27 protein-coding genes are annotated in these 26,762 nt (G+C 62.8%); 16 read left to right on the forward strand and 11 right to left on the reverse strand.

All coding sequences use genetic code 11. The features are described from left to right. Position 1 precedes the first annotated feature (1 nt). Entirely contained in the window at positions 2-1,204 is a 1,203-nt protein-coding gene (gene urtA, locus ACFP9U_RS01115) for an urea ABC transporter substrate-binding protein (RefSeq protein WP_378618421.1), read from the reverse strand. A gap of 378 nt (positions 1,205-1,582) precedes the next feature. Here urtA and ACFP9U_RS01120 point away from each other — a divergent pair, with 378 nt between their 5' ends. Beyond that, positions 1,583-4,738, forward strand: coding sequence for an ATP-binding protein (locus ACFP9U_RS01120; RefSeq protein ID WP_378618376.1), 3,156 nt, complete (start codon positions 1,583-1,585; stop codon positions 4,736-4,738). Between the two features lie 47 nt (positions 4,739-4,785). Continuing rightward, a complete protein-coding gene (locus tag ACFP9U_RS01125) occupies positions 4,786-5,703 on the forward strand; it encodes a DNA-binding response regulator (RefSeq protein ID WP_378618378.1) in 918 nt (305 codons plus the stop codon). Positions 5,704-5,782: 79 nt separating this feature from the next. Here the strand turns inward: ACFP9U_RS01125 and ACFP9U_RS01130 are convergent, their stop codons facing one another. The 5 genes from ACFP9U_RS01130 to ACFP9U_RS01150 form a co-directional block, all read right to left on the reverse strand. Further along, complete coding sequence (locus ACFP9U_RS01130) at positions 5,783-6,772, reverse strand: isopenicillin N synthase family dioxygenase (RefSeq protein ID WP_378618379.1); 990 nt, start codon at positions 6,770-6,772, stop codon at positions 5,783-5,785. 149 nt (positions 6,773-6,921) lie between these two features. After that, on the reverse strand, positions 6,922-8,316 hold the full coding sequence (locus ACFP9U_RS01135) for an amidohydrolase family protein (protein WP_378618381.1): 1,395 nt from the start codon (positions 8,314-8,316) through the stop codon (positions 6,922-6,924). Then, positions 8,313-9,158, reverse strand: a complete 846-nt coding sequence (locus ACFP9U_RS01140) for an ABC transporter permease (RefSeq protein WP_378618382.1) — start codon at positions 9,156-9,158, stop codon at positions 8,313-8,315. The genes ACFP9U_RS01135 and ACFP9U_RS01140 overlap by 4 nt, the downstream gene beginning before the upstream one ends. Beyond that, positions 9,109-9,885, reverse strand: coding sequence for an ABC transporter ATP-binding protein (locus ACFP9U_RS01145; RefSeq protein ID WP_378618384.1), 777 nt, complete (start codon positions 9,883-9,885; stop codon positions 9,109-9,111). Before ACFP9U_RS01145 ends, ACFP9U_RS01140 begins: the two co-directional genes overlap by 50 nt. A gap of 3 nt (positions 9,886-9,888) precedes the next feature. Continuing rightward, positions 9,889-10,884 (reverse strand): ABC transporter substrate-binding protein, encoded by a 996-nt coding sequence (locus ACFP9U_RS01150; RefSeq protein ID WP_378618423.1) that lies wholly within the window; start codon positions 10,882-10,884, stop codon positions 9,889-9,891. Positions 10,885-11,260: 376 nt separating this feature from the next. Between ACFP9U_RS01150 and ACFP9U_RS01155 the strand changes: the two genes are divergently transcribed. Together ACFP9U_RS01155 and ACFP9U_RS01160 are read left to right on the forward strand one after the other, a co-directional pair. Then, positions 11,261-11,770, forward strand: a complete 510-nt coding sequence (locus ACFP9U_RS01155; RefSeq protein ID WP_378618385.1) for a nucleoside deaminase — start codon at positions 11,261-11,263, stop codon at positions 11,768-11,770. Then, a complete protein-coding gene (locus tag ACFP9U_RS01160; RefSeq protein WP_378618387.1) occupies positions 11,767-11,889 on the forward strand; it encodes a hypothetical protein in 123 nt (40 codons plus the stop codon). The genes ACFP9U_RS01155 and ACFP9U_RS01160 overlap by 4 nt, the downstream gene beginning before the upstream one ends. 27 nt (positions 11,890-11,916) lie before the next feature. On the opposite strand, the gene ACFP9U_RS01165 is transcribed toward ACFP9U_RS01160, so the two are convergent. Then, positions 11,917-12,249: an alpha-hydroxy-acid oxidizing protein gene (locus tag ACFP9U_RS01165; RefSeq protein ID WP_378618424.1), complete on the reverse strand. Its 333-nt coding sequence runs from the start codon at positions 12,247-12,249 to the stop codon at positions 11,917-11,919. Between the two features lie 112 nt (positions 12,250-12,361). On the opposite strand from ACFP9U_RS01165, the gene ACFP9U_RS01170 reads away from it, so the two are divergent. From ACFP9U_RS01170 to ACFP9U_RS01195, 6 genes are read left to right on the forward strand one after another with little or no spacing between them, the layout of a single operon-like run. Next, a complete protein-coding gene (locus ACFP9U_RS01170) occupies positions 12,362-13,387 on the forward strand; it encodes a LacI family DNA-binding transcriptional regulator (RefSeq protein WP_378618388.1) in 1,026 nt (341 codons plus the stop codon). A 31-nt stretch (positions 13,388-13,418) separates the two neighbouring features. Then, on the forward strand, positions 13,419-14,381 hold the full coding sequence (locus ACFP9U_RS01175) for a substrate-binding domain-containing protein (RefSeq protein WP_378618390.1): 963 nt from the start codon (positions 13,419-13,421) through the stop codon (positions 14,379-14,381). Beyond that, positions 14,378-15,199, forward strand: coding sequence for an ATP-binding cassette domain-containing protein (locus tag ACFP9U_RS01180; RefSeq protein WP_378618391.1), 822 nt, complete (start codon positions 14,378-14,380; stop codon positions 15,197-15,199). Before ACFP9U_RS01175 ends, ACFP9U_RS01180 begins: the two co-directional genes overlap by 4 nt. Continuing rightward, positions 15,196-16,200, forward strand: a complete 1,005-nt coding sequence (locus ACFP9U_RS01185) for an ABC transporter permease (RefSeq protein WP_378618393.1) — start codon at positions 15,196-15,198, stop codon at positions 16,198-16,200. The genes ACFP9U_RS01180 and ACFP9U_RS01185 overlap by 4 nt, the downstream gene beginning before the upstream one ends. 3 nt (positions 16,201-16,203) lie before the next feature. Further along, entirely contained in the window at positions 16,204-17,268 is a 1,065-nt protein-coding gene (locus tag ACFP9U_RS01190) for a phosphotriesterase family protein (RefSeq protein WP_378618394.1), read from the forward strand. A 32-nt stretch (positions 17,269-17,300) separates the two neighbouring features. Beyond that, complete coding sequence (locus ACFP9U_RS01195) at positions 17,301-18,077, forward strand: glutamine amidotransferase (RefSeq protein WP_378618396.1); 777 nt, start codon at positions 17,301-17,303, stop codon at positions 18,075-18,077. Between the two features lie 20 nt (positions 18,078-18,097). On the opposite strand, the gene ACFP9U_RS01200 is transcribed toward ACFP9U_RS01195, so the two are convergent. Then, positions 18,098-18,997 (reverse strand): ribokinase, encoded by a 900-nt coding sequence (locus ACFP9U_RS01200; RefSeq protein WP_378618397.1) that lies wholly within the window; start codon positions 18,995-18,997, stop codon positions 18,098-18,100. 25 nt (positions 18,998-19,022) lie between these two features. Here ACFP9U_RS01200 and ACFP9U_RS01205 point away from each other — a divergent pair, with 25 nt between their 5' ends. The 3 genes from ACFP9U_RS01205 to ACFP9U_RS01215 are packed head-to-tail and all read left to right on the forward strand — an operon-like array spanning position 19,023 to position 21,774. Next, positions 19,023-19,865 carry a BtpA/SgcQ family protein gene (locus ACFP9U_RS01205; RefSeq protein WP_378618399.1) on the forward strand — a complete coding sequence of 281 codons (843 nt, stop codon included), beginning with the start codon at positions 19,023-19,025 and terminating at the stop codon, positions 19,863-19,865. Positions 19,866-19,868: 3 nt separating this feature from the next. Then, positions 19,869-20,525 carry a TenA family protein gene (locus ACFP9U_RS01210; RefSeq protein ID WP_378618400.1) on the forward strand — a complete coding sequence of 219 codons (657 nt, stop codon included), beginning with the start codon at positions 19,869-19,871 and terminating at the stop codon, positions 20,523-20,525. Positions 20,526-20,529: 4 nt separating this feature from the next. After that, positions 20,530-21,774 carry a Zn-dependent hydrolase gene (locus tag ACFP9U_RS01215; protein ID WP_378618402.1) on the forward strand — a complete coding sequence of 415 codons (1,245 nt, stop codon included), beginning with the start codon at positions 20,530-20,532 and terminating at the stop codon, positions 21,772-21,774. 111 nt (positions 21,775-21,885) lie between these two features. Here the strand turns inward: ACFP9U_RS01215 and ACFP9U_RS01220 are convergent, their stop codons facing one another. Beyond that, positions 21,886-22,980, reverse strand: coding sequence for a site-specific integrase (locus ACFP9U_RS01220; protein WP_378618403.1), 1,095 nt, complete (start codon positions 22,978-22,980; stop codon positions 21,886-21,888). A 118-nt stretch (positions 22,981-23,098) separates the two neighbouring features. Between ACFP9U_RS01220 and dusA the strand changes: the two genes are divergently transcribed. Together dusA and ACFP9U_RS01230 are read left to right on the forward strand one after the other, a co-directional pair. Next, entirely contained in the window at positions 23,099-24,106 is a 1,008-nt protein-coding gene (gene dusA, locus ACFP9U_RS01225) for a tRNA dihydrouridine(20/20a) synthase DusA (RefSeq protein ID WP_378618405.1), read from the forward strand. A 164-nt stretch (positions 24,107-24,270) separates the two neighbouring features. After that, entirely contained in the window at positions 24,271-25,707 is a 1,437-nt protein-coding gene (locus ACFP9U_RS01230) for a uracil-xanthine permease family protein (RefSeq protein ID WP_378618406.1), read from the forward strand. On the opposite strand, the gene ACFP9U_RS01235 is transcribed toward ACFP9U_RS01230, so the two are convergent. Together ACFP9U_RS01235 and ACFP9U_RS01240 are read right to left on the reverse strand one after the other, a co-directional pair. Then, on the reverse strand, positions 25,654-25,932 hold the full coding sequence (locus ACFP9U_RS01235) for a hypothetical protein (RefSeq protein WP_378618408.1): 279 nt from the start codon (positions 25,930-25,932) through the stop codon (positions 25,654-25,656). The two genes, ACFP9U_RS01230 and ACFP9U_RS01235, sit on opposite strands and share 54 nt — an antisense overlap. 2 nt (positions 25,933-25,934) lie before the next feature. Continuing rightward, positions 25,935-26,162 (reverse strand): DUF1289 domain-containing protein, encoded by a 228-nt coding sequence (locus ACFP9U_RS01240; RefSeq protein WP_378618409.1) that lies wholly within the window; start codon positions 26,160-26,162, stop codon positions 25,935-25,937. Positions 26,163-26,285: 123 nt separating this feature from the next. Here ACFP9U_RS01240 and ACFP9U_RS01245 point away from each other — a divergent pair. After that, the coding region (locus ACFP9U_RS01245) for a nicotinate-nucleotide--dimethylbenzimidazole phosphoribosyltransferase (RefSeq protein ID WP_378618411.1) at positions 26,286-26,762 on the forward strand (477 nt) is incomplete at its 3' end.

Here is a 26,762-nt window from a genome sequence, read left to right on the forward strand (position 1 = left end):
CCTATTGGTAGCCTTCGGGGAAGGGGTCGGGCTCGACGAGGTCCGCCGTCTCGTAGACGACCTCATATTGGCCGTTGCCGAGCGCATGACCTACGCGTGTCTTCGACCAGAGATGATGGTTTTCGTGGATGCGGACGTAGCCTTCCGGCGCCTTGGCGAACTCGAGGCCGGGGGAGGCCTCGCGCACCTTGTCGACATCGAAGCTGCCGGCCTTCTCGACCGCCATCTTCCACAGCCATGGCCCCAGATAGGCGGCCTGCGTGACATCGCCGATGACGATATCTTCGCCCCACATCTCCTTGAAGGCCTTCACGAATTCCAGGTTGTTCTCGTTTCCCAGGCTTTGGAAGTACTTCATGCAGGCATACGCGCCCACGATGTTCTCGCCCCCGATGCCGAGGATCTCGTCCTCCGTCACCGATATGGTGAGAAGCAGCGGCTTCTCCTTGGTCATATCGATGCCGGCGGCCTTCAGCTGCTTGTAGAAGGCGACATTGGAACCGCCGACGACGATAGCATAGATGACGTCGGGCTTCCTGAGCTTGATCTTGTTGATGACCGAATTGAACTGGGTGTGGCCGAGCGGATAATATTCCTCGCCCACCACTTCTAGGCCTAGCTTCTCGATGTGCTTGCGGGCGATCTTGTTGGAGGTGCGCGGCCAGATATAGTCGGAACCCAGCAGATAGAAACTTTTTGCGCCCTTGTTCTGCGCCACCCAGTCGATGCCGGCAATGATCTGCTGCGTGGCTTCCTGGCCGGTATAAATGACGTTAGGCGACTGCTCCAGGCCCTCGTAGAAGGTGGGGTAGTAGAGCATGCCGTTATACTGCTCGAAGACCGGCAGGACCGCCTTGCGCGAGGCGGACGTCCAGCATCCCATGACCGAGGCGACCTTGTCCTGCACGAGCAACTTCTTCGCCTTCTCGGCAAAGGTCGGCCAGTCGGAAGCCCCGTCCTCCTGGATGAAGTCGATCTGCCGGCCCAGCACGCCGCCCGCATCGTTGATCTGCTTGATGGCGAGCTTTTCCGCCTGCACTGAGCCGGTCTCCGAGATCGACATCGTGCCGGTGACCGAGTGAAGTATGCCGACCGTCACTTTGTCGTCGGTTACGGCCAGGCCGGTGGTGTTCACCACGGCTGTCGGATAGTCGGCCGCGTTCACGCGTGTGCCGAGCAGGCCCATGAAGGGCAGCGCGCTCATGCCAGCCAGAACCTGCCGGCGCGTGGTGAAGAGGGTTTTCCGCGGGGTGTCGTCGCGCATGGTGCTTGTGCCTCGCTTGCCTGATCTGGAATCTGCTGGCCTGTCGCCAACTGCCGCAATTTTGGGCATTCGAAGCGGCTGCCTATCAACGGGGCATTTGACGTATTCCCGCGGCGCATTTTTCCCCCTAAGCTGCGGCAAATAACGAAGGGGAACCCCGCGCACCGGCTTCGGTACGGAGAATGGCCCAGGCGCTTCGGCCAGTGTGCCGGCCACGCTGGGTGAACGCGCGGGCAGGGCAGGGACGCTCAAGAGGGCATCGGGTTCGTGTGTGTGGAGTGAGCCGATGCTTTTGAGTTGCTGGGGGTCGAGGCGGGCATGACAGCGGGTTTCAAGGTCACCCGTGTGCGCCGCACCTACAACATCTGGGTGGCCAATCAGACGCTCGAGGATTTCGCCCTGCGCTTCACGGCCACGAAGGTCCGGCGCTGGTCGGCCTGGCGCATCGCCAACACGGCCATCGGCGCTGTCTCATTCCTGGCGCTCGAAGCCATCGGCGGAACGCTGACGCTCAATTACGGGTTCGAGACCACCTTATGGGCGGTGCTGACGAGCTGTTTCGTCATGTTCCTCCTCGGCATCCCGATCTCCTACAACTCGGCCAAATACGGCGTCGACATCGACCTTCTGACGCGCGGGGCCGGTTTCGGCTATCTGGGCTCCACCGTCACCTCGCTGATCTATGCCAGCTTCACCTTCATCTTCTTTTCGATCGAAGCTGCAATCATGGCGACGGCGCTCGAATTATGTTTCGGTATCCCCCTTGCCGCGGGCTATGTGGTCAGCGCGCTGCTCGTCATCCCGCTGGTCATCCACGGCATCACTTTCATCAATCGCTTCCAGGCCTGGACGCAGCCCTTCTGGGTCGTGCTGCAGCTCCTGCCATTCGTCTATATCGCCGCGCAAAGCCTGCCCTCGGTGCGCGAGTGGACCGGATATACGGGCCTTCACGGGCCGGTGGACGGCACGTTTTCGCTCACCATGTTCGGTGCGGCCTCGGCGGTTGTCTTTTCCGTGGTGGCGCAGATCGGCGAGCAGGTGGACTATCTGCGTTTCCTGCCGCGCAAGCAGCACGCCAACCGCTTTGCCTGGTGGAGCGCATTGCTTGCGGCCGGTCCCGGCTGGATCGTCGTCGGGGCGCTGAAGATGCTCGCGGGCTCCTTCCTCGCCTATTATGCCTTCCAGAGCGGCGTCGCCTTCCACGACGCGGCCGAGCCGACGCGCATGTATCTTGCCGTTTTCCAGCGGATGGTGGCGAGCCCCGAGCTTGCCCTGGGGCTGACGGGCGTCTTCATCGTCTTGTGCCAGGTCAAGATCAACGTGACCAACACCTATGCAGGCTCCATCGCCTGGTCGAACTTCTTCTCCCGTCTCACCCACAGCCATCCCGGCCGCGTGGTGTGGGTGGTCTTCAACGTGGTGATCGGCCTGCTTCTCATGCAGTTCGGCATCTACAAGGCGCTGGAGCAGATCCTCGGGCTCTACGCCATCATCGCCGGTGCGTGGCTCGCCGCCATCGTCGCCGATCTCACGGTCAACAAGCCGCTCGGCCTGTCGCCGCGCCACATCGAGTTCAAGCGCGCCCATCTCTACGATATCAACCCGGTCGGCTTCGGCGCCGCCGCCATCGCCATCCTTCTGGCGCTCATGTCCTATCTGGGCATGTTTGGCGCAATCGCCGCCGCGCTCTACGCCCATGTCGCCATTGCCGCAGCCTTCGTGCTCGCACCGGTGATCGCGTTTGCCACGAACGGGCGCTACTATCTCGCGCGCACATCGCACCTGCCCTCCGGGCAGAGCACGATCCAGTGCTGCATCTGCGAGCACAGCTTCGAGCCGGAAGATATGGCCGGTTGTCCGGTCTACAGCGGGCCCATCTGCTCGCTCTGCTGCTCGCTCGACGCGCGCTGCGGCGACCGCTGCAAGGAAGGAGCACGCTTTTCCGACCAGATCAGTGGCTTTGCCCATGCAGTCTTTCCATTCCGCATCGCCGAGCTCATCAGCTCACGCATCGGCACCTATCTCGGCATATTGCTGACGGTGACGGCGCTGATCGCGCTCGTCCTGTGGGTGGTCTATTACCAGTCGACGATCGGTGACGGCCCGTCGCCCGACCTCGTCTTCCCCATGTTCCTGCGGCTCTTCGCCATCATCTTCGTCATCGCCGCCATCATGGTGTGGCTCTTCGTGCTGGCGCATGAGAGCCGCGTCTTCGCGGAGGATGAGGCGCGGCGCCATACGACCCTCCTGATGGAGGAGATCGAGGCGCACGGGGAGACGGATCGGCAGCTCCAGAAAGCCAAGGAGGCGGCCGAATCCGCCAATCTTGCAAAGAGCAAATATATTGTGGGCTTGAGCCACGAATTGCGCACACCGCTCAACTCCATCCTCGGTTATGCGCAACTGCTGGATCGGCACGACCCGACGCCGCAGATCGTCGCCAATGCGGCCCGCACCATCAAGCGCTCCGGCGAGCATCTGGCGGGGCTGATCGAGGGGCTGCTCGACATCTCGAAGATCGAAGCGGGGCGTCTGCAAATCTACCGGGACAAGACGGCGCTGCGCCCCTATCTGGACCAGCTCGTCGGCATGTTCTCCCTCCAGGCGCAGGAGAAGGGCATCGGCTTCGTCTTCGAGCCGGGCTCCTACATTCCCGAATATGTCTATACGGACGAGAAGAGGCTGCGGCAGATTCTCATCAATCTGCTCTCCAATGCGGTCAAGTTCACTGAGCGCGGCCAGGTCTCCTTCCGTGTGACCTATCGCAACCAGATCGCCACCTTCGAGATCGAGGACACGGGCATCGGCATCGCGGCCGAAGACATCGAGCGCATCTTCCTGCCCTTCGAAAGGATCGACAACGTCGCTGGTGCGGGCCCGCCCGGCACCGGTCTGGGCCTCACGATCACCAAGCTCCTTGTGGAGATCATGGGCGGCGAGCTCAGCGTAAATTCGCAGCCGGGGCGGGGGACGACGTTCACCATGCGTCTGATGTTGAGCGCGGCCACACGGCCCGACGAGCAGAAGCTGCCGGCAGCGGCCATTGCCGGCGTCAAGGGTGACACGATCAAGGTCCTGATCGCCGACGACGATCCGGCCCAGCGCGCCCTTGTCGCCGACATCCTGCAACCGCTGGGCTTTAAGGTGACGGCCGTGCCGGATGGTGCGGCCTGCCTCAGCGTGCTTGCCGAGGCACGGCCCGACATCCTGCTGCTGGACGTCGCCATGCCCGGCGCGTCGGGTTGGCAGGTGGCACAAACCGTGCGCGACCGCCTCTATCCGCAATTACCGATCATCATGATCTCAGCTGATGCGGGCAATGAGCGAAATCTGCCGGAATACCGCCGGTTACACGATGGCTACCTCATCAAGCCGTTCAGCGTCGACGATTTCATGGAGCAACTCGGCTCAACACTTGACATCGAGTGGACGTATCATGAGCGGCAGGTAGCAGAGAACGGCGAGGACATCTGATGCATGGAGACCTGCATGGTCACGCGTTCGCGCAAGGAGCGAGAGGGATGGGACTGAATGCCGCTCCATCTTCCCCGCCAGTCGTGCTCGTGGTCGACGATTCGCCCGAAACGCTCGGCATGCTCACCGATGCTCTTGGATTGGAGGGCATGAAGGTGGTGGTCGCCGAAAGCGGGCGCGCGGCGCTGAGCCTTGCGCGCGAGATCGGGCCGGACGTCATCCTCATGGATGCCAAGATGCCCGGCATCGACGGCTTCGAGGCCTGCCGCATCCTCAAGACCGAGATGGGCATGGCCGATATCCCGGTCATCTTCATGACCGGCTTCGGCGACAGCGAGCACGTGGTCAACGCACTCGCCTCCGGCGGGGTGGACTTCGTGGTCAAGCCGGTGCCGATTGTCGAGCTTCTGGCGCGCATGCGGGTGCACCTGGCCAATGCGCGGCGCGCCCGCTCCGCCCGCGAGGCGCTCGACAGCACGGGCCGGCGCATCGTCGTCACCGACGAGAAGGGCACGATCCTGTGGGCAACGCCGCAGGCGAGCGAACTGCTTCTGAAATGCGGCATCTCCGTCGAGGAAGGAAGCCGCCTGCCGTGGGAGTTGGCCGACTGGCTTTTGTCCCAGAAACCCGGCCGGGCCGAGCCGCATATTCTCGCCCGCAACGGAAAGCACGTCGAATGCCGCATCGTGGGTGAGGCCGGCGCCGCAGAGCGCCTCATCCGCCTGGTAGACCGTGACGCCGGCACGGACGAGGAGCGGCTTGCCGCCGCCTTCGATCTTTCCCTGCGCGTCGCCGAGGTCCTGCTCTGGATCACGCATGGAAAATCGAACAAGGAGATCGCCGAGATCCTCGACCTTTCTCCACGCACGGTGAACAAGCACCTGGAGCAGATCTACATCAAGCTCGGCGTGGAAAACCGGACGGCCGCCGCGACCATGTCGGTGCGCGTGCTGTGGGACGGATAGAGCGCTCCGGTTCGCGGGCGCTGCGCGGGTTGCCCGCTGCCGAAGGCCGCCGGTCCGGCGGCCTCCGCTGCCACGGTGTTCAGTGCTTGGCGAAGTTCGCCGCAATGCGCTGCTGCAGGTAGTCGTGCGCGGTGATCGGTTCGTAGCGTTTCTCCCGACCCTGGATGAGTGCATCCTTGTTGGCCTGGCAGAAGAAGGCCATGGAATGGCGCGAGCCCTGGCTTTCGTGCGGCTTGGGCATGCGCACGCGGTGCAGGGTGGAGAGCAGCTTGTCGTCGCTCCAGCGCATCAGCATGTCGCCGATGTTGCAGGTGACCACGTCGGGGGCAGGCTCTACGTCGGTCCATTCGAGCTCATCGGCCTCCTTGCCTGGACAAAGCTGCAGGCCGCCCTGGCCGGGGCGTTGATGCAGGAGTGTGAGGCAGTCGAAATCCGTGTGGGCGCCCGCGCGCCACATCTTGAAGTCTTCGGGTTTGGCATCCTCCATGCCGAGATAGTGCAGGAGGCGCAGCGTGCTCTGGTATTCGGGTGACTGTGGGTCGTGGCACCCGGTGAAGAAATCCGGTGCAAAGCCGAGTTTCAGGCGGAAGCAGTCGAGCACCTTCATGCCAAGTGCCCAGTTCGCCCGCTCGAAGGCCAGTATCACCGCCTTGAAACCGGAAAGCTCCTCGCCGCTTGGCCAGAGCTTTTCCATGCGCGGCAGAGTGATCTGGTAGGATTCCTTGTGGTCGGCGGTGCCGGTGGAAGGGCGCACCTGGGCCTTGTACTCCCAGCCCGCATTGGTGCCACCGACGAGCGGATAGTTCGCCTTCACCTCGGTTGGCAGGGCGAAGAAGCGCTCGGACATGGCGAAGGCTTCGTCGACCTGCTCCTGGGGGATGCCGTGATTGACGAGTTGGAAGAAGCCGATTTCGGTCGCCGCTGCCCAAAGCGCGTCGGCGATCTCCTGCTTGCGGGTCTCGTAGTCGCTCATGTCGATGCGCGGCACGTCCCGTTGTTTCTCTCGGCCCTCGCCGCCGAAGGTAGTTTCCTTGTTCAGCTCGGCGAGGCCGTAATCCATCTTCTGCATTGGTAACACCGTTTGTTGAAGCGCGGCCCAAGCCGCAAGTTTTCAAAAGGAGCAATGACCGGCGCCTCTTTGCTGTGCCGCATTGGGCCAGCAGAATGCCCTGGGCGTTGACTGCTTCTACTCCATATCTATGCGGGACGGGCACTCCCCTAGACGTTTGCCCCGAGCCTCCCTTCCTCTTGAGGTGCTGCGATGCGCGCGACCACACGCGCCGCGTCGGCAGCCAGCTTCTCAATGTCGAGCCAAGGCAAACGGCCATCCACGACCACCTGCCGCCCGGCGACGAAACTCGCGCGGACATGTGCATGTCCGCCGGAAATGATAGGTCCCAACACGCGGTCGTGCTGGCCGAAATAGCGGGGTGCATCGAGGTCGAAGATGGCGATGTCGGCCTGCTTCCCTGGCTCGATCGTGCCGATACTTTCAAAGCCCAGCGCCCTTGCGCCTCCTGCGGTCGCCCAGTGGAGGATTGTCTCTGCATTCACCGCGCCAACGCCCTTTTGCGCCCGGTGCAGCGAGAAGGCGGCGTAGAGCGCGGAGACCATGTCGGCGGCCTCGTTCGCCGCAGCACCATCGACTGCGAGCGAGACCGTGCCGCCCAGTGCGTGGAGCCGGTCGGTGGGCGCGATGCCCGAGCCGAGCCTGGCATTGGCCTGCGGGCAGTGGGCCATGGCCGTGCCGGTTTCGGCGAGGAGGTGCAGCTCGTCTTCCTCGCATTCCACCAGATGCGCGAACCAGACATCCGGCCCGAGCCAGCCATGCTCCGCCAGCCAATGGACCGGCCGCTTGCCGTAATTGGCCAGCGTGTAGTCGACATAATCCATGTTTTCCGAAAGGTGCGAATGGAGCCGCACCCCCATGGCCCGCGCACCCGCGGCGATCTCCTGCAACTCCGCCTCATGCAGCGAGAAGGTGGGCGTCGTGGGCGCGAAAGCGACGCGCCGCATGGCGGTGGGCGAGGGGTCGTGCCAGCGTTTCACTGCTGCTTCGACAGACGCGATCATCCTGTCGAGCGGCTCGACGGGCAGCGGCGCGATGCGGTCGCCGTCGAAGGACCGTCCTCTGGTGGCGCCGCCGCGTGCGAGCACGAAGCGCAGCCCGAACTGCTCGGCGGTTTCGAACAGCACGTCGACGGGATCGAAGTCGTAGCGATCCGAGAAGAAATAGTGGTGGTCGGCGACGGTGGTGGCGCCGGAAAGCGCCAGTTCGGCAAGGCCGATCGTGGCGGACACGCGCAGCGCCGCTTCGTCGATGCTGTCCCAGTAGCTATAAGGCACCAGCCGGAGCCATGCCGCGAGCGCCTCGTTCATGCCGGCAGGCACGGCCTTGAGCACGCTCTGGAAAAGGTGGTGGTGGGTGTTGACGAGTCCGGGCGTGACCACGGCGCCCGAGGCATCGACGACGCGCTCACCGGGAAGCGCGGCAAGGCTCCCGATCTCTGCGATCACGCTGCCGCGTACGCGGATGTCACCTTCGGCGCGTGCAGCCGCGCCCGGGAGGCCAGTCAGGATGCCGAGCGCGCCCTTGATAAGGAAGTCGGTCATGTCCGCTCCTTCGGTAGGCTCCAGGGAAACCAGATGCGCTGGGCCAGCGTGACGATCTGGAACAGGATGAGCGACAGAAGGACGAGGACGACGAGCCCCGCCCAGGCCTGCTGCACCTGGAACATGGAAGTGGAAAACTGAATGAAGTAGCCGATGCCCTTGTCGGCGGCGACGAACTCGGCGACGACGGCCCCAATGACGGCGAGCGTCACCGATATCCTGAGCGCGGAGAAGATGTAGGGCACGGCATAGGGAAAGCGGATCTGCGTGATCTCGCGGTTGACCGGCGCGCGCAGGCTGCGCGACAACTCGATCAGTTCGGGGGGCGTGGCCATCAGTCCTGTCGTGGTGGAAACCACTAGCGGGAAGAAGGTGATGAGACAGGTGATGACGACGCGCGGCAGGTCGCCGGAGCCCAGAGCCACGATGATGATCGGCGCCACCGCCACCACCGGCGTGGACTGGACTACCACCAGGATGGGGTAGATCGCCCGCGACAGGATTTCCGACCGGGCGAGCAGGACCGCGATCGGCAGGGCGATGGCAATGGAGGCAATATAGCCGATCAGGGCAACGCGGAGCGTCGCCCAGACGTGATCGATCCAGCGCGCGACGGCGATGCTGTCGAAGCCGCCGAGGATGCGGCTCGGCGCCGGCAGGACGAAGGTCGGGATTTCGAAGAGCCGGCAGGAAGCCTCCCACACGAGAAGTACGAGGACGAAAGTGGCGGCCGGAAGCAGGCCGGGCGCGTGTAACGCCCGCCTTGCGGCCAGCCGCCAGGTGAGGCCCTCCTCACGCTGCGCGTTTGAGGAGGAGGCTTCGGAGGTGTCCGACATAGTCATGCATCACCTTTTCATTGCTCGTTTCGATGCCGCGCGGGCGCTCGATCTTGATCGCCAAGTCCTCGATCACGCGGCCCGGCCGCTCGCTCATCACCAGCACGCGGTCGGCCAGAAGCACCGCCTCGCTGATCGAATGGGTGATGAAGAGCACGGTTTTGGGCTGCGCCTCCCAGATGCGGAGCAGTTCGAAGCCCATCTCTTCGCGCGTTAGCGCGTCGAGGGCGGAGAAGGGCTCGTCCATGAGCAGGATGTCGGGATTCATGAGCAGCGCCCGGGCGATGCCGACGCGCTGCTGCATGCCGCCCGAAAGCTCCACCGGGAGGCGCTCCTCGAAGCCCGCGAGCCCCACCTTGGCAAGGAGTGCACGGGCGCGCTCTCGGTCCTGTGCGTCCACGCGGCCCGTCTTGTGACGGAGCGGGAAGACGATATTGTCCTCCACATTCGCCCAGGGAAGCAGCGTCGGTTTCTGGAAGACGATGCCGATGTCGTCGCGCGGTTCCGTCACCTTGAGGCCGAACACCTCCACAGCGCCACGCGTTGGCCGTAGGAGCCCGGCCACGAGGCGCAGCAGCGTGGACTTGCCACAGCCCGAAGGGCCGAGCACCGCCACGAATTCGTGCCGGGTGATGTTCGTCTCCAACCCGCACAGGGCTTCAAGAGCGCCGGCACCGGTTGCGAACACCTGCCCCACACCGGAAAAGCGGATGGCCGCAGGTCCACTCGCCATCGATCAGTTCTCCGGTAGGAAGCTGCGGTCGACTGCCGTCTCGGGATCGAGCGCAGCCGGATCGAAGCCCTGAGCCTGGGCCACGCGCTCCCATGTAGCCTTGAGCCGTTCCGGCTCGAAGGTGCCCAGCCCGTCCTCCTCCGTCACTTCATTGAAGATGAGGACGAGTGCATCCCGGAACGAGCCCTCCACATTCTCTACCTGCAACTCGGGCACCATGGCGGCGACGGCTTCGGCGGCTTCTGCCGGATTTTCCCTCGAGAACTCGATTGATCTCCTGAAAGCGGCGATGAAGCGCTTTGCGACCTCGGGCCGTCCCTCGAGAAACTTGTCGGAAGCCACGAGCGACGCGGAATAAAGGTCGAGGCCCGCCGCCGACCAGGGGAGCACGACGAGTTCCTTGCCGGCCTGGCTCGCCTGCCCCTGGTAGCGCGAGAGGTCTGTCAGCCAGGCAATGATAACGTCGCTCGCCCCTGTCATCAGCATGGGCCCCAGTGCGCCTGGATCGGCCTTGGTGAGAGTGATGTCGCTCTCCGACATGCCAAGATCTTTAAGCACCAGCGGCAGGTAGACGTTGGATTCGGTGAAGGGCGAGGTGGCGACGGTCTTGCCCTTGACGTCCGCTATCTCCTCCATTCCGTTGCCCGCGAGCGTGTAGAAGGCGTGCGGGCCCTTGTTGAAGATCGACATGACGGCCGTCACGGGCACGTCCTCGGTCGCCTTCGCCGCCATGACCGCTCCCAGCCCCGCCGAGCCGATGTCGGAATTGCCGGTAGCGAGTTTGGTAATGGCTTCCGACGAACCGCGCCCGGATTCGATCGTCACCTCCAGGCCGGCGTCGGCGCAGAACCTCTTCTCGATGCAGACATAGATCGGCGCCTTGTCGCCGCCGGGCAGCCAGTCGAGCTGGTAGATCACCTTGTCGGCGGCTTTAGCGGTTGCGAGCGCCGAACCTGTCGCCACCACCGCGCCCAGCAAGCTCGTTGCTACTTTCCTCATCATTCTCGTGTTCCCTCTAAATAGGCCAGTGACATCGCAACCCGCCGGTCCTTTAGGACCGGCGGGTTGACGACCATCTTGGGAGGATGTTCGTGAGTAGGGCTTCGGCATGGGCGCCTCCTGAAGAAGATCCGTTGTGCCGAGCAATGTCCCGGGCCTTGCCCTGACCGCTTCTACTCTTCGTTACTCATGCAGGAGGCGTGCCAATTGCCCGAAGCTTGGAGATTCCGGGCTTTGCCGCGAGCCTGACCATGGGCGCCCATGCAAAAGCGCAAGGGATCATCTCTTTCTGCCTATAAAATATGCATTGTCGCGGCTCGCCTAATTTTTGCGCGGAGCTGATAGTTACGCAGCAGCGATCACTACAAGATACGAGATGACCATGAACCATGAAGACGATCTCGCACTCCTCCGCCGCACGATCGAACTCGCCGAGGCATCCCGGGCCCGTGGCGACCATCCCTTCGGTGCGCTGTTGGCGGATGCGGAGGGCAACGTTCTCCTGGAAGCGATGAACACCTGCGGAACGCTTGGTGATCGCACCGGTCACGCGGAGCGCAACCTCATGACCGAGGCTTCGCGGAAATACGGGCCCGAATTCCTGGCCGGATGCACCATGTATGCGAGCGCCGAACCCTGCGCCATGTGCGCAGGCTCTGCCTATTGGGCGGGGTTGGGCCGCGTGGTGCACGGGTTGAGCGAAAAAGCATTGAAGGCGCTGATCGGGCCGGACCCGGAAAACCTGACGATGGATCTGCCCTGCAGGGATATCTTCGCCGCCGGTCAGCGAAAGGTCGAGGTGGTCGGGCCGCTGCTCGAAGAGGAGACGGCGCACGTGCATGAGGGATTTTGGACGACTTCCGGTGAACATAGGAGCACCGAGTGACCGTGCTTCTCTTCAAACCCAACATCAGCGGTTCGACAATCGCAACAATGGCCGAGATCGCGCTTTCCGCGGGAATCGGCCTAGATATCGTCGACCGTACCGCGCCTTCCGGTGCATGACCTCGAGCTTCGGAACGCCAGCGCGCGTCATCGGCGATGTCCAGCCGGGATGGGCGAGAAGACTGGCGAGCTTGGCCGGCGTCCATCTGAAGGGGAGTGAAAAGCCGTTGCGGGCATCGCGCAGCCGCCGGGTATGGCGTTGTCGACCGTGACTTCCAGCGCCTTGAAGCCGAGCGCTCGGGCCCTTGTAAGCAGCCGCTGACTGACGTCACGATCGCGGAAGACGTAGAGTTGGAACCATTTGGCGCCCGCGCCGGCGCCAGGGATCTGATGCGCGTGGGGTATTGACGGGGTAGGAAACGATGCCGGAAGGCCGACGGCGCAGATGATCCTTCCGACCTGGGAATTGTGCGGCCTGATTGGGGCTTACCGCAAGTCCAAGGTTAGTGTGCATTTGCCTATTGACTCGCAGGCTCGGTCCGGTCACGCTTGTAAAGCGATTTACTAAACCGCTTTACAAAACGATATGCCTATGGTGCAGCTGAGCAAACCCAGCCTGAAGGATGTGGCGCAGCGAGCGGAGGTTTCCGTTGCAACTGTGTCCCGAATGCTGAATGGTTCGCTCGAGTTGCCGGAACAAACCCGGCAGCGGATCGAAGACGCCATCCGCGCTCTGAATTATCAACCAAACCCCCATGCTAGGCGACTGAGCCGCGGGCGTTCCGACACGGTCGGCCTTGTTGTCCCGGACATTGCCAATCCCTTCTTCGCGATGCTCGTCGCCGCGGTCGAGGAGGCCGCGGACGAGCGGAAGCTTGCCCTCTCGCTCTACGCCACGCTCAACCGCCAGGGCCGGGAAGTGGCCTATCTCGAATTGATCGAGCGCAACCATGTCGATGGCCTGATCTTCATCACCAACCACCCTGACGACGGGAGTCTGGGAGACCTGATCAATCGCACGGGCAATGTGGTTATCGTGGACGAGGACGTGCCAGATGCGCATGCGCCGAAGCTCTTCTGCGATAACGAGCAGGGTGGTCGCCTTGCAGGGGAACTGCTCGCCGAAAACGGTCACAGGACTGTGTTGTTCGTCGGTGGACCCGACCAGATGATCAGCGCGCGCAGGCGCTACAAGGGACTCACGGATTCGCTCAGCAATTATTTCAAAACCGAGATCCGGCCACAGCGCTACGAGGGAGACTACACCGAGGCGTTCGGCCGTGAGGCGGCGCAGCGCTACATCGCGGAAGGCGCGGTTCCCACCGCCATATTCGCGAGTTCGGACGAAATTGCGATCGGTCTGATCGAGGTTCTGCGCGCCCAGGGCGTATCCATTCCCGGAGACGTGTCGATTATCGGTTTCGACGATGTCGGGCCGCTCCATCTGTTTGCGCCGCCTTTGACCGCGATACGGCAGCCGGTCCGCTCTATCGGGCGGCGCGCCTTGTCGTTGCTCACCGAGACCGACTGGAAGACGCGAGGCAATGTGCCGTCAGAAGAACTGCTTCCGGTCGAAATCGTCGTGCGGGAATCCGTTGCCCCGTGCACGAAACCGTAACTGCAGCGGAAAACCGAAAGAGGAGAACACCATGAGCACGAAATTCACCCTCAGAAGGCGCATACTTTCTCTCGGGCTGGGCGCCGCCCTAACCCTGCCGCTCGGCATGGGCCTCGCGAAAGCGCAGGACGAAAAGACCTTCGCCCTCGTGCAGATCAACCAACAGGCGCTGTTCTTCAACCAGATGAACGAGGGCGCGCAGAAGGCGGCGGACGAGGCCGGCGTGAAGCTGGTCATCTTCAACGCCAACAATGATCCGGCGGAACAGAACAGCGCCATCGAGACCTATATCCAGCAGGGCGTGGACGGTCTCGCCGTGGTGGCAATCGACGTGAACGGCATCATGCCGGCGGTGAACCAAGCGGCCGAAGCTGGCATTCCGGTCGTGGCGATCGACGCGATCCTCCCGGATGACGGTCCGCAGAAGGCGCAGATCGGCGTCGATAACGGCGCGGCGGGTGCCGACATGGCCACCCATTTCCTCGACTACGTAAAGGCCAACATGGACGGCAAGGCCAAATACGGCGTTGTCGGTGCGCTCAACTCCTACATCCAGAATGTTCGCCAGAAAGGCTTCGAGGAGGTCGTCGATGCTGCCGACGGTATCGAGAAGGCCGGCGTCGTCGATGGCCAGAACATCCAGGATACCGCACTCTCGGCCGCCGAGAACCTGATCACCGGCAATCCCGACATGAACGCGATCTATGCAACGGGCGAGCCGGCGCTGATGGGCGCAATCGCTGCGGTTGAAAGCCAGGGCAAGCAGGAAGACGTGAAGATCTTCGGCTGGGATCTGACCGCCCAGGCGATTGCCGGTATCGACGCGGGCTATGTCACCGCGGTGATCCAGCAGGATCCGGCCGCGATGGGCGCCGCGGCAGTCGAGGCGCTGAACACGCTTTCCGGTGGTGGCGAGGTGGACGAGACCATCTCCGTGCCGGTGACCATCGTTACCAAGGAGAATGTCGACCCCTACAGGGCAATCTTCCAGTGATGACTGGCGGACAGCAGGAAAACGCTGTCTCTGTCTTTTCCGGACGGGTCAATCCCGCCCGGAACGACAAGGCCGACAGCGGACGGGTTCCGCGTATCGCGCTCAGGAGTATCCGCAAGAACTTCGGATCGCTCCAGGCGTTGCGTGGTGTCGATCTGGATATCTATCCGGGAGAATGCCTGGGGCTGGTCGGCGACAACGCCGCTGGCAAGTCAACGCTCACGAAAATCATCTCGGGAACCTATATTCCCGACGACGGCACGATACATCTCGATGGCGATCCGGTGCGCTTCAGCGGTCCGGCGGATGCGCGCCGGCGCAACATCGAAATGGTATTCCAGGATCTGAGCCTGTGCGACCACATCGATGTGGCCGGAAATCTGTTCCTCGGCCGGGAGGTCACCAGGGGGCCGTTTCTCGACCGCAAGACGATGCTGTCGGAAGCGCGCAAGATGCTCGATGCGCTGGAGATCCGCATCCCCCGCCTGACCGCCAAGGTTGCGCAGCTTTCAGGCGGCCAGCGGCAGGCCATCGCCATTGCCCGCGCCGCTTCCTTCGATCCCAAGGTGCTGATCATGGACGAGCCGACCTCGGCGCTCGCCGTGGCGGAGGTCGAGGCGGTCCTGTCGCTGATCAACCGCGTCAAGGCGACGGGGGTTTCCGTCATTCTTATCACACACCGCCTGCAGGATCTGTTTCGCGTCTGCGACCGGATTGCCGTCATGTATGAGGGTACAAAGGTGGCGGAACGCTCGATCGCCGAAACCGATCTCGAGGATCTCGTCAAACTCATCGTCGGCGAAAAGGACGAAAGATGACCGCCTACACCGAACGAAGCCAAGGCTCCCAATGGGCCGACTTCCTGTCGGAACAGGCCCAGGTGCTCTCGATCGCTTTCTTCTTCCTAGTTTGCATCGTGTTTTTCGCGGCAACGACCGACACCTTCATGACGCTTGGCAACCTGTTGAACGTTATCCGGCAGGCGGCGCCCATCCTCATCGTCGCGGTAGCCATGACCTTCGTCATCATCACCGCCGGCATCGACCTCTCGGTCGGTTCGCAGGTGGCGCTGGTGAACGCCGTTGCCGCCATTGCACTTGCTTCGGGCCTGCCATGGCCCGTGGTTGTCGTGGCGATGCTGTGTTTCGGCGCGCTGATCGGTCTCGGCCAGGGCTGGTTCGTGGCCTACCAGGGTATACCGGCCTTCATCGTCACGCTTGCGGGACTTTCAATGCTGCGCGGCATCGCGCTCTACCTGACGCAGGGCTATTCGATTCCCATCAAAGGCGTGCCGGGCTTCTTCGCCCTCGGGCGTGGTGAATTGTTCGGCATCCCCGTGCCGGCTCTTATCGCGATCGCCGTTGCCATACTAGGCTATGTGGTGATCACCTCCACTCGCTATGGGCGCCAGGTGGTTGCGGTGGGATCCAACATGGAGGCGGCCCGGCGTGTCGGCATGCCGGCGCGCTGGGTGATTGCCTCCGTCTATGTGGTGGCAGGCGTCGCATCCGCTTTGGCCGGTCTCCTGATTGCCGCGCGCCTGGGTTCCGGTTCGTCCAACGCGGCTGTCGGCTTCGAGTTGCAGGTGATCGCTGCCGTGGTTCTTGGCGGCACGACGCTGATGGGCGGGCGCGGCACCATCGTCGGGACCATTCTCGGCACGCTCACCATTGCGGTGATCGGCAACGGGCTGATCCTGATGCACATCTCGCCGTTCTTCACGCAGATCGTCACCGGCGCGATCATCCTGATCGCCATCTGGCTGAACACGCGCATTTTCACGGCCAATTTCCGCTTCGGATTCGCGAGGAGGAAATAGGCTATGACCGACGAGCGTTCTGAAGCCCATGTGGGGTCCGGAAAGGTAATGACGGTGGCCGGTGACATCCCCGTCGAAAGACTCGGCATCACGCTGATGCACGAGCACATCCTGAATGACTGCCGGTGCTGGTGGAACGAGCCTAAGGAACCGGAGCGCCGCTATCTGGCCGACCAACCGGTTAGCATCGGGATACTCTCGGAACTGCGCCAGGACCCATTCGTCAACAGGCACAATATTGCGCTGGATGATGAGCCGCTGGCGATCGAGGAACTGCATCGGTTCGCGAAGGCGGGCGGACACACGGTCGTCGATCCCACCTGCCGCGGCATCGGGCGCGATCCGCTTGCATTGCAACGGATATCGGCGGCGACCGGACTCCAGATCGTGATGGGGGCGGGTTATTACCTGCAATCCTCGCATCCGCCGGAGGTCGCAGGCATGTCGGTGGACGATATCGCAGACCAGATCGTCGGCGAGGCGCTGGAGGGCGTCGACGGAACCGGCGTGCGCATCGGCCTGATCGGCGAGATCGGCGTTTCGTCCGATTTCACCTGCGACGAGGAGACGTCCCTGCGCGGTGCCGCACGGGCGCAAGTGCGCACCGGTCTGCCGCTGATGGTGCATCTGCCGGGTTGGTTCCGGCTTGGCCACAAGGTGCTTGATATCGCTGCGGAGGAGGGCGCGGATCTGCGCCACACGGTGCTTTGCCATATGAACCCGTCACATGGCGACTTCGCCTATCAGAGCGAATTGGCGGCGCGCGGCGCCTTCATCGAGTACGACATGATCGGCATGGATTTCTTCTATGCCGATCAACAGGTGCAGTGCCCGAGCGACGAGGAGGTGGCACGCGCCATCGTCCGGCTGATTGAGGCGGGATATCTCGATCGCATCCTGCTGTCCCATGACGTGTTCCTGAAAATGATGCTTACCCGCTACGGCGGCAATGGCTACGCCTTCGTGCTGCGCCATTTCCTGCCGCGGCTCATGCGCCATGGCGTCGACAAGGCGGCGCTGGAAACGCTGATGCGCGGCAATCCGATGCGTGTCTTTCACGCCGGTTAAAGCCGGCCCACTTCTGAAAAAGAGAAAATGCAATGACGAAAAAAGTGCTTCTTGTGGGCGAAAGCTGGTTCAGTTCGGCGACCCATTTCAAGGGCTTCGATCAGTTCGGAAGCGTGACCTTTCACCTGGGCGCCGAACCGCTGGTGAAGGCGCTGGACGGCAGCGAGTACGAACTTACCTACATACCGGCGCATGAGGCGGTGGAAAAATTCCCGTTCGAGATGAGCAGCCTCGACGCCTACGAGGCCATCATCCTATCGGACATCGGCGCCAACTCGCTCCTCCTGCCGCCAGCCGTCTGGCTTCACTCGCGCACAGTTCCGAACCGTCTGAAGCTTCTGCGCAGCTGGGTCGAAAAGGGCGGCAACCTCTTGATGGTGGGCGGCTACTTGTCGTTTCAGGGAATCGACGGCAAGGCACGCTGGCGGCGCACGCCCGTCGAGGATGTGCTGCCGGTGACCTGTCTTCCCTATGACGACCGCGTGGAAATTCCCGAAGGAACGGTTCCCGACATCGTGCTTTCCGATCACGCGACCATTGCGGGCTTGGAGGGCGAGTGGCCGGTGCTGCTCGGCGTCAACGAAGTGGAACTGCGTGACCGTGGCGATATCGAGCTTGTCGCGCGGTTGCCGGAGGATCAGGGCGGGCATCCGCTGCTCGTGACCGGCCGCTACGGCGACGGGCGCACAGCGGTCTGGACCTCCGACATTGGTCCGCACTGGCTGTCGCCCGCCTTCTGCGAGTGGAAGGGCTACGGTATTCTCTGGAAGAATATTCTGGGTTGGCTCACGGAAACGGCCGGGCGCTGATGTGCGCCGGTTGCCCGGCCTCAGCCGGCTGCGAGGATGGCCTGCAACTCTCCGGCGGAGGGAAACGCCGAATGCGTGCCGCGGCGGCCGACGGTGATTGCCGCGGCCGCTCCGGCGTCGCTGATCGCGCGTCGGTCGAGCGCCGTTGCGCGCAGGACGGCCGAGGCAAGTGCTACGGCCATGAACGTATCGCCTGCTCCTGTCGTGTCGATCACGTTGCAGGCCACGCCGGGAATATGCACGGCACCGTCGGCATCGACCAGAAGGGCGCCATTCGCGCCAAGCGTTACCACAACGCTGCGTACGCCCTGGGCGAGCAGCCGCCTTGCGGCTTCGGCTTCGTCGGCGCCCGTAAGTGCCCGCGCTTCGCCCTGGTTTACAAAAGCAATGTCGATCAACGGCCACAACTGGCCGAAATAGGGTCTGAGCGGCGACGGATTGAACGCCGTCACCATACCCTTTTCGCGCGCCGTCTGGAGTGCGATCGTCGTGGTCCCCTTGCCGAGATTGCCCTGCAAGATCGCAAGATCCCCGGCGGCGGCCTCGTTCAGCCCTGCATGTGCCTCGGCGGCACTCAAATGGTTGGCGCAGTCGGTGGTGGTGACGATAGCGTTCTCGCCGTCGGGCGTGGTGAGGATCGTCGAGAAATCGCTCGCACGGCCGTCGATCTGGATCAGATGGCAGGCAACGGGCTCGTGGCCGAGCACATCGCGGATCGTGGCGGCACGGAAATCTTCTCCGATGGCCGCGACGAGCGTTGTCGGCACGCCGCAGCGCGCCATGACGATCGCTTGGTTGCAGCCCTTGCCGCCCAGGTCGCGCGCCGTCTGCGCGCCGAGGATCGAGGCGCCCGGCTTGGGCCAGTCGTCGATGGCGATGGTTTCGTCGACGGTGACATTGCCAATCACGAATGCCTGCATAACCTGCCTTAGAAGGGGTGATACGATGACTCAGGTAGCGAATACGTCCTCAAACGCCATAAGAGACATATTCGGCACTGGCAAGGTTCTGATCGGGATGATCCATTGCCCGGCCTTTCCCGGTGCGCCGCGCTATGCCGGTGGCGGCACGGAGGTGATTTACGATGCCTGCATGCGCGATGCGGAGGCGCTGGTCGAGGGCGGCATGCATGGCCTGATAATCGAGAACCATGGCGACATCCCGTTCTCGAAGCCAGAGGAAATCGGCCATGAAACGGCTGCCTTCATGGCGGTGGTGACGGATCGCATCAATCGTGCTTTCGGCGTGCCGCTGGGAGTGAACGTCCTGGCCAACGCGCCGATCCCGGCCTTCGCGATTGCCATGGCGGGCGGGGCGCGTTTCATCCGGGTAAACCAGTGGGCCAACGCCTATGTCGCCAATGAAGGGTTCATGGAAGGACGCGCGGCCGAGGCGATGCGCTATCGCTCGCTCCTGCGGGCCGAGCACGTCAAGGTCTTCGCCGACAGCCACGTCAAGCATGGCAGCCACGCCATCGTTGCCGACCGCTCGATCACGGAACTGACCCGCGATCTTGCCTTTTTCGATGCGGATGCCGTCATCGCCACCGGTCAGCGGACCGGGAATACGGCCACCATCGAGGAAATCGAGGAGATCGGTTCGGCCACGGATTTGCCGGTGCTGGTCGGTTCGGGTGTGACCAAGGACAACATTGTCGAGATCCTCGCGCGTACAAGCGGCGTTATCGTTGCCTCTTCTCTCAAGGTGGGTGGCGTCTGGTGGAATCCGGTGGATGTCGAGCGGGTGCGCGCTTTCCGCGCGGCAGCCGAGCCCGCGCTGGAGGCCTGACGCGTGGCTGCCGAAACGCTCAGCGGGCAGATGCTCCGCGAGAACGCCGCTGTGTTCGAGGCGATGGTCAACCATCGGTTCGTCCGGGATATTGAGCAAGGTCGCCTCGATGCGCAGGTCTTCGAGCGTTATCTCGTTTACGAGGGAGCCTTCGTTAATACGGCCATCTCCATTTTCGCCTACGCGGCGGCGAAGGCGAAGACCATCTCGCAGAAGCGTTGGCTTATCTGCGTTCTGGATGCGCTCGCAAACCAGCAGATCGCCTATTTCGAACGGACCTTCGCCGCGCGCGGTATCGATCCGTCCCGTTATGATCCGGAACGGTCCGAGGTGGAAGCATTTCGCATCGGCATGCTCGACATCGCCCGAAAGGGTAGGTTTCTGGACATCGTGGCGGCGATGTTCGCGGCCGAGTGGATGTATTGGACATGGTCGAAACGCGCCGCCGTGACGGCGATATCGGATCCGCTTGTCAGGGAATGGGTGGAGATGCACGCGGATGAGACGTTTGCCGCGCAGGCCCTTTGGCTACGGGCGCAGCTGGACGCGGCGGGCGAGACGCTGGGTCCAGCGGAACGATCCCGGTTGAGTGGGATCTTCGGCGACGTGCAGCGGCTCGAAATCGCCTTTCACGATGTCCCCTATGAGAGGAACGATTGACCTCATGCAGGCTGAGATTAACGAACATCGTCTGTTGGAGCGGATTGATGCATTCGCGCGCATCGGGGGGACGCCAGCCGGCGGAGTCAACCGTCAGGCGCTTTCGCAGGAGGATCGTCAGGCGCGGGGTCTGCTGGCGCGCCTCGCAAGGGCGCGGGGCTTCCGGGTGTTCCAGGATCCGATGGCCAACCTGTTCGTTCGCCGCGAAGGCCGCTTCAGCAGCCTCCCTCCCTTTGTGATCGGCAGTCATCTGGACAGCCAGCCGACGGGCGGCCGGTTCGACGGGGCGCTGGGCGTCCTGGCCGCATTCGAGGTGATGGAAAGCTTGGAGGATGCTGGAATAGAAACAGACCTCCCACTGGAAGTGGTCGCCTGGACCAACGAGGAAGGTAGCCGATTTGCGCCCGGTGCAATGGGTTCGTCGGCGTTTGCGCTGGGGCACATCCCGCCGGAATGGACCGATGTGCGCGCACGCAATGGAGCGCATCTCACGGAAGAACTGAAGTTGACGCTAGATGCGCTTGCGGATACCGAAGCGCGTCCGCTTGGCATTGGAATTTCCGCCTATCTGGAACTCCACATCGAGCAGGGGCCGACCCTTGAACGGGAGGGCGTTCCCATCGGCATCGTCCACGGGATTCAAGGGACGCGATGGCTCGAGGTCGTCCTGACGGGGCAGGCCGCGCATGCCGGCACCACGCCGCTCGCCTTTCGCCGCGATCCCATGGTCGCCGCTGCGGCCGCCCTCGACAGGCTGTACAAATCCGTGATGCAAAAGGATGAGCGTGTTCGCTTTACCGTCGGGCGCTTCGTCCTCGAGCCGGGATCGGTCAACGCCATTCCGGAGACGGTGACATTCACGATCGATCTGCGGCATCCTGAAACTGCGGTGCTCGATGCGCTGGAAGAGATAATTGCAGCGGAGATCGAAGAGGAGCGCGTGGCGTCAGGCTGCACATCTTCGATCCGCCGCCTGTCTGAAATGGAGCCGGCCTCCTTCTCCGATACTTTGCTGACCTGCCTTGACAGAGCCGCGGAACATCTCGGCTTAACGACGATACGGATGCTGTCAGGCGCCTTTCACGATGCCCTTTTCATCAATCGCAAGGCGCCGTCGGCAATGATCTTCGTGCCGTGCCGGGACGGCTTGAGCCACAACGAGGCCGAATATGTCGAGCCGGGCCACTGCGTCGCAGGCGCCCGGATGCTCCTGGCCTCAACGTTGGAGGCGACCAGGCAAGCACCGTAGAATTGGACGCTATGGCGCAAAGGTCTGGAATTGCCGCCGTGGGCGTCTTGCATCAAACCGCAACGACCAGCGAATGTCGGTATCGGTGGTTGCGTGCCCCCACAACCAGACCTAATCCTCCGCGAGCATTCGGAAGAACTCCTCCTCGGAGGCCTGCTTGGACGTCTGCAACTGATGTAGATCCTCGGGTTTGAGGTTGGTGTACCGGCGAAGCATTTTCCAATCCCGATGCCCGGTTACGAGCGCGACGCGTTCAATCGACAGGCCTGCCTCGAATAGCCTGCTTGTGGCTTCATGGCGCAGGTCGTGAAAGCGCAGGTCTTCGATGCCGAGCTCCATTCTTCCTCGTCGAAACGCCGTGCCCACCGATTTGTGGTGATAGGGAAAACAGAGGCCTTTTCCACCAGTTAGTACCTTTTGTTCAAGAAGAAGGTGCCATGCATCAAAACCTGCAAGGTTGAGGAGAGGTACCTTTTGATGGTTGCCATCCTTGCGGCGCGGATCTTTCCTGTCGCGGATAAGCACCACGCGCTTCTTGAGATCGACGTCGCTCCACTCGATCTTGCAGATTTCCTCCTGGCGCATGGCTGTGGCGATCGCAAAGCGGACGATCCGACCCATCGGAATGATCGTGTTGGTCTTATTGTCGAAGTAATCGAGTAGCGCATCGATCTCGTCTTCGGTAGGGCGCCGATCTCGCTCGAATGATCGGCCGACGAGGCCAAGCCGGGTGAGGGCGGCGCGGGCGAGGCGGACGCTTTCCGTATCAACCGAAATGCCGTGAATTGCGGCCGCGTGCGTGAGCACCATTCGGAGGTATGAAAGATCCACGGCGAGCGTCACAGGTCCGGCACCTTGTTTGGCGCGTTGTTGCCCATATTTGATAACTGCTGCACGATCGAGACGCTTGATCCGGGTTGCACCCAGATCACGCTTGAGGGCATCCATTACCGCCTGCTTGGACCGGCGAAGGGGCCGCCCAACTTCGTGCAAGTCAGAAACATGAAGGTCGATGAGGTCGCCGACCGTCTTTGGATCGCGTATACGCTGATGAGTCGGCTCGCCGCCTAGATCGATCAGACGCTCAGTTTCGACTGCCCATTCATTGGCGAGCGATTTGAGCCTAAAGGTTTGTGATGCATACTTGCCCTTCCGACGGACCTGAACACGCCAGCTTCCCTCCTTCGTGCGAACGATGGTTGCCATGGCCCGTGCAGTCCTTTCAATCCGTGCGATTTCCGTGCACAGAGAGATCAAACGAGGTACAAACCCGTGCAGTTTGGTCCAATTTGGTGCACGGTGTTCATGATCTGATCTTGTTGAAATGTATCATAAATCATTGAAAAACAAAGAGAAAATATTCGCCATCGCCCCGATGATGGATTGGACGAACCGCCATTGCAGGTTCTTCCACCGTCAACTTACCCGCCATGCGCTGCTTTACACGGAGATGGTGGTGGCGGATGCGGTGATCCACGGCGACCGGGAGCGGGTGCTGGGATTTGACGAGATCGAGCATCCTGTCGCCCTCCAGATCGGCGGCAATGAGCCTCGAAAGGTCGCCGAGGCCGCGCGTATCGGGGCGGCGTGCGGTTATGACGAGATCAATCTGAATGTCGGTTGTCCTTCCGACCGCGTGCAGTCGGGCACATTCGGCGCTTGCCTGATGAAGGCGCCGGAGCTGGTCGGAGACTGCGTGGCGGCGATGAAGGCGGCCGCGGCAGTGCCGGTGACCGTCAAGTGCCGCATCGGTGTCGACGATCAGGATACTGAAGAGGCCCTCGACCGGCTGGCAGAGTGCGTCTTCTCAGCCGGTGCCGACGCACTGTGGGTGCATGCGCGCAAGGCCTGGCTGCAGGGACTGAGTCCGCGCGAAAACCGTGAAGTGCCACCGCTCGACTATGCGCGCGTATACCGCCTCAAGAAGAAATACTCCCATAAGTTCATCGGGATAAACGGTGGAATTCAATCGATCGATGAAGCCGTTAACCATCTGGGGCGTGTCGATGGCGCCATGGTCGGGCGTGCCGCCTATCATGCGCCCATGATGCTGGCGGGGGTCGACAGCCGCCTGTTCGGCGCGGCAGGCGGAAAGCCCGATCCTGCGACCGTTATCGAGGCAATGGCGGATTATGCCGAGCGCCACATCGAAGCCGGCGGCCGGCTGTCCCATGTCACCCGGCACATGGTCGGCCTTTTCCACGGTCAGCCGGGCGCCCGCCGTTTCCGCCAGATACTTTCAACGAGGGCCACCCGTCCGGATGCGGGGGCGCAGATCTTGCGGGAGGCCTTTTCCGCCGTCGCCGAAGATTTGCGGGGCGAAGCGGCTTGACGCAAAGCGCTTTGCGGCACAGGCAAGCACCACCTTCACCTGAGACGCGGCGGTGACGGTTCCCGCGGGAGGCGAAATCTGTGGGTCCTTCAAAAAATTCTCGATAGTTCCCCGCCGCCGGATGGCCGATGATCGGGCAATTCCGGTTTCGGAGGGGAGGAGACATGAAACAGGCAAGATGGTCCGACGTTCTTGGAGGACGCCTCGACGAGGCGCAGCTTAAAAATCCCGACTATATGCCGCCGCTGTCGACCGCGGTGCCGCTGGGGATACAGCATGTGCTGGCGATGTTCGTTTCCAATGTGACGCCGGCGATCATCATAGCGGGCGCTGCCGGTTTCGGCTTCGGTTCACAATCCCCGGATTTCGAAAACCTCGTCTACATGATCCAGATGGCGATTCTGTTCGCCGGCATCGGGACCCTGTTCCAGACCATCGGTATGGGACCGGTGGGTGGCCGGCTGCCGATCGTCCTGGGAACGAGCTTCGCCTTCCTTCCCGTGATGATCCCAGCAGTCGCGGGGCAGGGCGTATCCGCCATGGCCGCCCTCATGGGGGGTGTCTTCATCGGCGGGCTCTTCCACTTCTCGCTGGGCAGCATCGTGAAAAGGATGCGGTTTGCCCTTCCCCCGCTGGTGACGGGCCTTATCGTCCTGATGATCGGGCTCGCCCTTGTCCGGGTTGGCATACAGTACTCCGCCGGCGGCGTGCCGCTGATCGGCACGGAGGAGTATGGCGCACTCCGGTACTGGAGCGTGGCAATTGTCGTGGTGCTGGTGACGCTGCTGCTGAAGTTCTTTGCCCGGGGCCTGTGGTCGATCGCGGCCGTCCTCCTGGGGCTCGTCGTCGGTTACTGTGTGGCTCTCGTCATGGGCATGGTCGATTTCGGCAATGTCTCCGATGCCGGCTGGCTGGCACTGCCGTCGCCTTTCAAATGGGGTTTCGAGTTCTCCATGCCCATCGTCATCGGCATGTGCTTCATGAGCATCATCTCGGCGATCGAGACGGTCGGCGACGTCTCCGGGATCACCAAGGGTGGGGCCGGGCGCGAGGCGACCGACCGGGAGATCTCCGGCGCCACCTATGCCGATGGCCTGGCAACGGCCGTCGGCGGTGTGTTCGGCAGTCTGCCGAACACCTCCTTCAGCCAGAATGTCGGTCTCGTTTCCATGACGGGTGTCATGAGCCGCCATGTCGTGACCTGCGGCGCGCTCTTTCTGATTTTGTGCGGCCTGATCCCGAAGGTGGGCGCCGTCATCGCGACCGTGCCCATCGCCGTGCTCGGCGGCGGTGTGATCATCATGTTCGGCATGGTGGCCGCGGCCGGCGTGAAGATCCTTTCGGCGGTTGAATGGAACCGGAGAAACATGGTGATCTTCGCCGTGTCCCTCTCGGTGGGCCTTGGCCTGCAACTCGAGCCGGACGCGCTGCAGCATCTGCCCGAGACGGCGCAGATCCTGCTGACATCCGGCCTCCTGCCGTCCGCCTTCCTGGCGATCGCGCTCAATCTCCTCCTGCCGGAGGAAGCGGGAGAGGACGTGCGCGCCTCACAGACCGAAGAACGCGGCGAGATCCAGCCTGTAGGCGTACGCGACGCTTAAGACAAGGAAAAGCAGCGCCCAGAAGGCGAGATCGCGCAGCATCGTGCCGCGGCGATGGTAGCGGCCTGCGATGCCGAGGATGAGAACGGCGCCCCAGAGCCCGAGATAGAGCGTGGCCGCAAAGGCGTTGTTTTCCAGCCCGAAGACCCGTCCGTTGTCGTGATTGGCGATCAGCAGCGCAAGTCCGACGCCGAGGATGGCCATCGCGATCCAGAAGACAGGCATGGTCAGTCCTCGCGTTCGCGCTTGAGCCTGCGTCTGCGGGTCTCGCGTCGCGGCTTGCGCACGATCTTCGACAGGCGGTCCGGCAACACCGCCATCACCGTTTGCCGGCGATCCGGTCCCATCGTCATCCACGCGGCGATCTCCTCGCGCGTGCGCCCACAGCCGAAGCAGTAGCCGGTCTTTTCGTCGATCGAGCAGACGAGAATGCAGGGCGTTTCGACGGTGGTCATGGATTCCTTCCTGCCGACCCAGATGGGACGAAAGAACAGCCGGCGCAACCCCGCATCCCAACACGGCGTTGCCATACGGCACACCGGACGATATGCCACCGGCATCACAACGAGACGGATGCGATGACGACCACCGGCTTGCCTTTCGATGACATCCGCGCGCTCGCCCGCGGCCTGCCCGCCCTGAACGGGGCCGCCGCGTCACGGGTGCACGAGACCATGGCCGGTCTGCATCTTGGCCGGATGGAAGACCTGGCGGCCTGGTTTGCCGCCGTCACGGGCCGTACACCGCCGCGAGTGCTGAGGCCGGTCGTGGCATTGTTCGCCGCCACCCACACCGTCTCCCGTCATTTGGGGAGCGCGGATCCGGTGAGGGAAGCGCAGGCCCGGGTGGAAGAGATCGCCGCGGGAGCTGCTCCGGTCAGCCAGCTGTGCGCAGCAAACGATCTCGGCCTTAACGTCTTCGACCTAGCGCTCGATCTTCCCGTCGGCGACGTTACCGAAACGGCGGCCCTCGACGAACGCGCCTGTGCCGCCACGATCGCCTTCGGCATGGAAGCGGTGGCCGGCGGCGCGGACCTGCTTTGCCTCGGGGCGGCC

The sequence above is a fragment of the Nitratireductor sp. GCM10026969 genome (assembly GCF_042660605.1).
Taxonomy (GTDB): domain Bacteria; phylum Pseudomonadota; class Alphaproteobacteria; order Rhizobiales; family Rhizobiaceae; genus Chelativorans.

Bases quoted from the DNA above. Each gene is read 5' to 3' on its own strand.
- urtA (WP_378618421.1), bottom strand. From the start codon at position 1,204: ATGAGCGCGCTGCCCTTCATGGGCCTGCTCGGCACACGCGTGAACGCG.
- ACFP9U_RS01120 (WP_378618376.1), top strand. From the start codon at position 1,583: ATGACAGCGGGTTTCAAGGTCACCCGTGTGCGCCGCACCTACAACATC.
- ACFP9U_RS01125 (WP_378618378.1), top strand. From the start codon at position 4,786: ATGGGACTGAATGCCGCTCCATCTTCCCCGCCAGTCGTGCTCGTGGTC.
- ACFP9U_RS01130 (WP_378618379.1), bottom strand. From the start codon at position 6,772: ATGCAGAAGATGGATTACGGCCTCGCCGAGCTGAACAAGGAAACTACC.
- ACFP9U_RS01135 (WP_378618381.1), bottom strand. From the start codon at position 8,316: ATGACCGACTTCCTTATCAAGGGCGCGCTCGGCATCCTGACTGGCCTC.
- ACFP9U_RS01140 (WP_378618382.1), bottom strand. From the start codon at position 9,158: ATGACTATGTCGGACACCTCCGAAGCCTCCTCCTCAAACGCGCAGCGT.
- ACFP9U_RS01145 (WP_378618384.1), bottom strand. From the start codon at position 9,885: ATGGCGAGTGGACCTGCGGCCATCCGCTTTTCCGGTGTGGGGCAGGTG.
- ACFP9U_RS01150 (WP_378618423.1), bottom strand. From the start codon at position 10,884: ATGAGGAAAGTAGCAACGAGCTTGCTGGGCGCGGTGGTGGCGACAGGT.
- ACFP9U_RS01155 (WP_378618385.1), top strand. From the start codon at position 11,261: ATGACCATGAACCATGAAGACGATCTCGCACTCCTCCGCCGCACGATC.
- ACFP9U_RS01170 (WP_378618388.1), top strand. From the start codon at position 12,362: ATGGTGCAGCTGAGCAAACCCAGCCTGAAGGATGTGGCGCAGCGAGCG.
- ACFP9U_RS01175 (WP_378618390.1), top strand. From the start codon at position 13,419: ATGAGCACGAAATTCACCCTCAGAAGGCGCATACTTTCTCTCGGGCTG.
- ACFP9U_RS01185 (WP_378618393.1), top strand. From the start codon at position 15,196: ATGACCGCCTACACCGAACGAAGCCAAGGCTCCCAATGGGCCGACTTC.
- ACFP9U_RS01190 (WP_378618394.1), top strand. From the start codon at position 16,204: ATGACCGACGAGCGTTCTGAAGCCCATGTGGGGTCCGGAAAGGTAATG.
- ACFP9U_RS01195 (WP_378618396.1), top strand. From the start codon at position 17,301: ATGACGAAAAAAGTGCTTCTTGTGGGCGAAAGCTGGTTCAGTTCGGCG.
- ACFP9U_RS01200 (WP_378618397.1), bottom strand. From the start codon at position 18,997: ATGCAGGCATTCGTGATTGGCAATGTCACCGTCGACGAAACCATCGCC.
- ACFP9U_RS01205 (WP_378618399.1), top strand. From the start codon at position 19,023: ATGACTCAGGTAGCGAATACGTCCTCAAACGCCATAAGAGACATATTC.
- ACFP9U_RS01215 (WP_378618402.1), top strand. From the start codon at position 20,530: ATGCAGGCTGAGATTAACGAACATCGTCTGTTGGAGCGGATTGATGCA.
- ACFP9U_RS01220 (WP_378618403.1), bottom strand. From the start codon at position 22,980: ATGGCAACCATCGTTCGCACGAAGGAGGGAAGCTGGCGTGTTCAGGTC.
- dusA (WP_378618405.1), top strand. From the start codon at position 23,099: ATGTATCATAAATCATTGAAAAACAAAGAGAAAATATTCGCCATCGCC.
- ACFP9U_RS01230 (WP_378618406.1), top strand. From the start codon at position 24,271: ATGAAACAGGCAAGATGGTCCGACGTTCTTGGAGGACGCCTCGACGAG.
- ACFP9U_RS01235 (WP_378618408.1), bottom strand. From the start codon at position 25,932: ATGCCTGTCTTCTGGATCGCGATGGCCATCCTCGGCGTCGGACTTGCG.
- ACFP9U_RS01240 (WP_378618409.1), bottom strand. From the start codon at position 26,162: ATGACCACCGTCGAAACGCCCTGCATTCTCGTCTGCTCGATCGACGAA.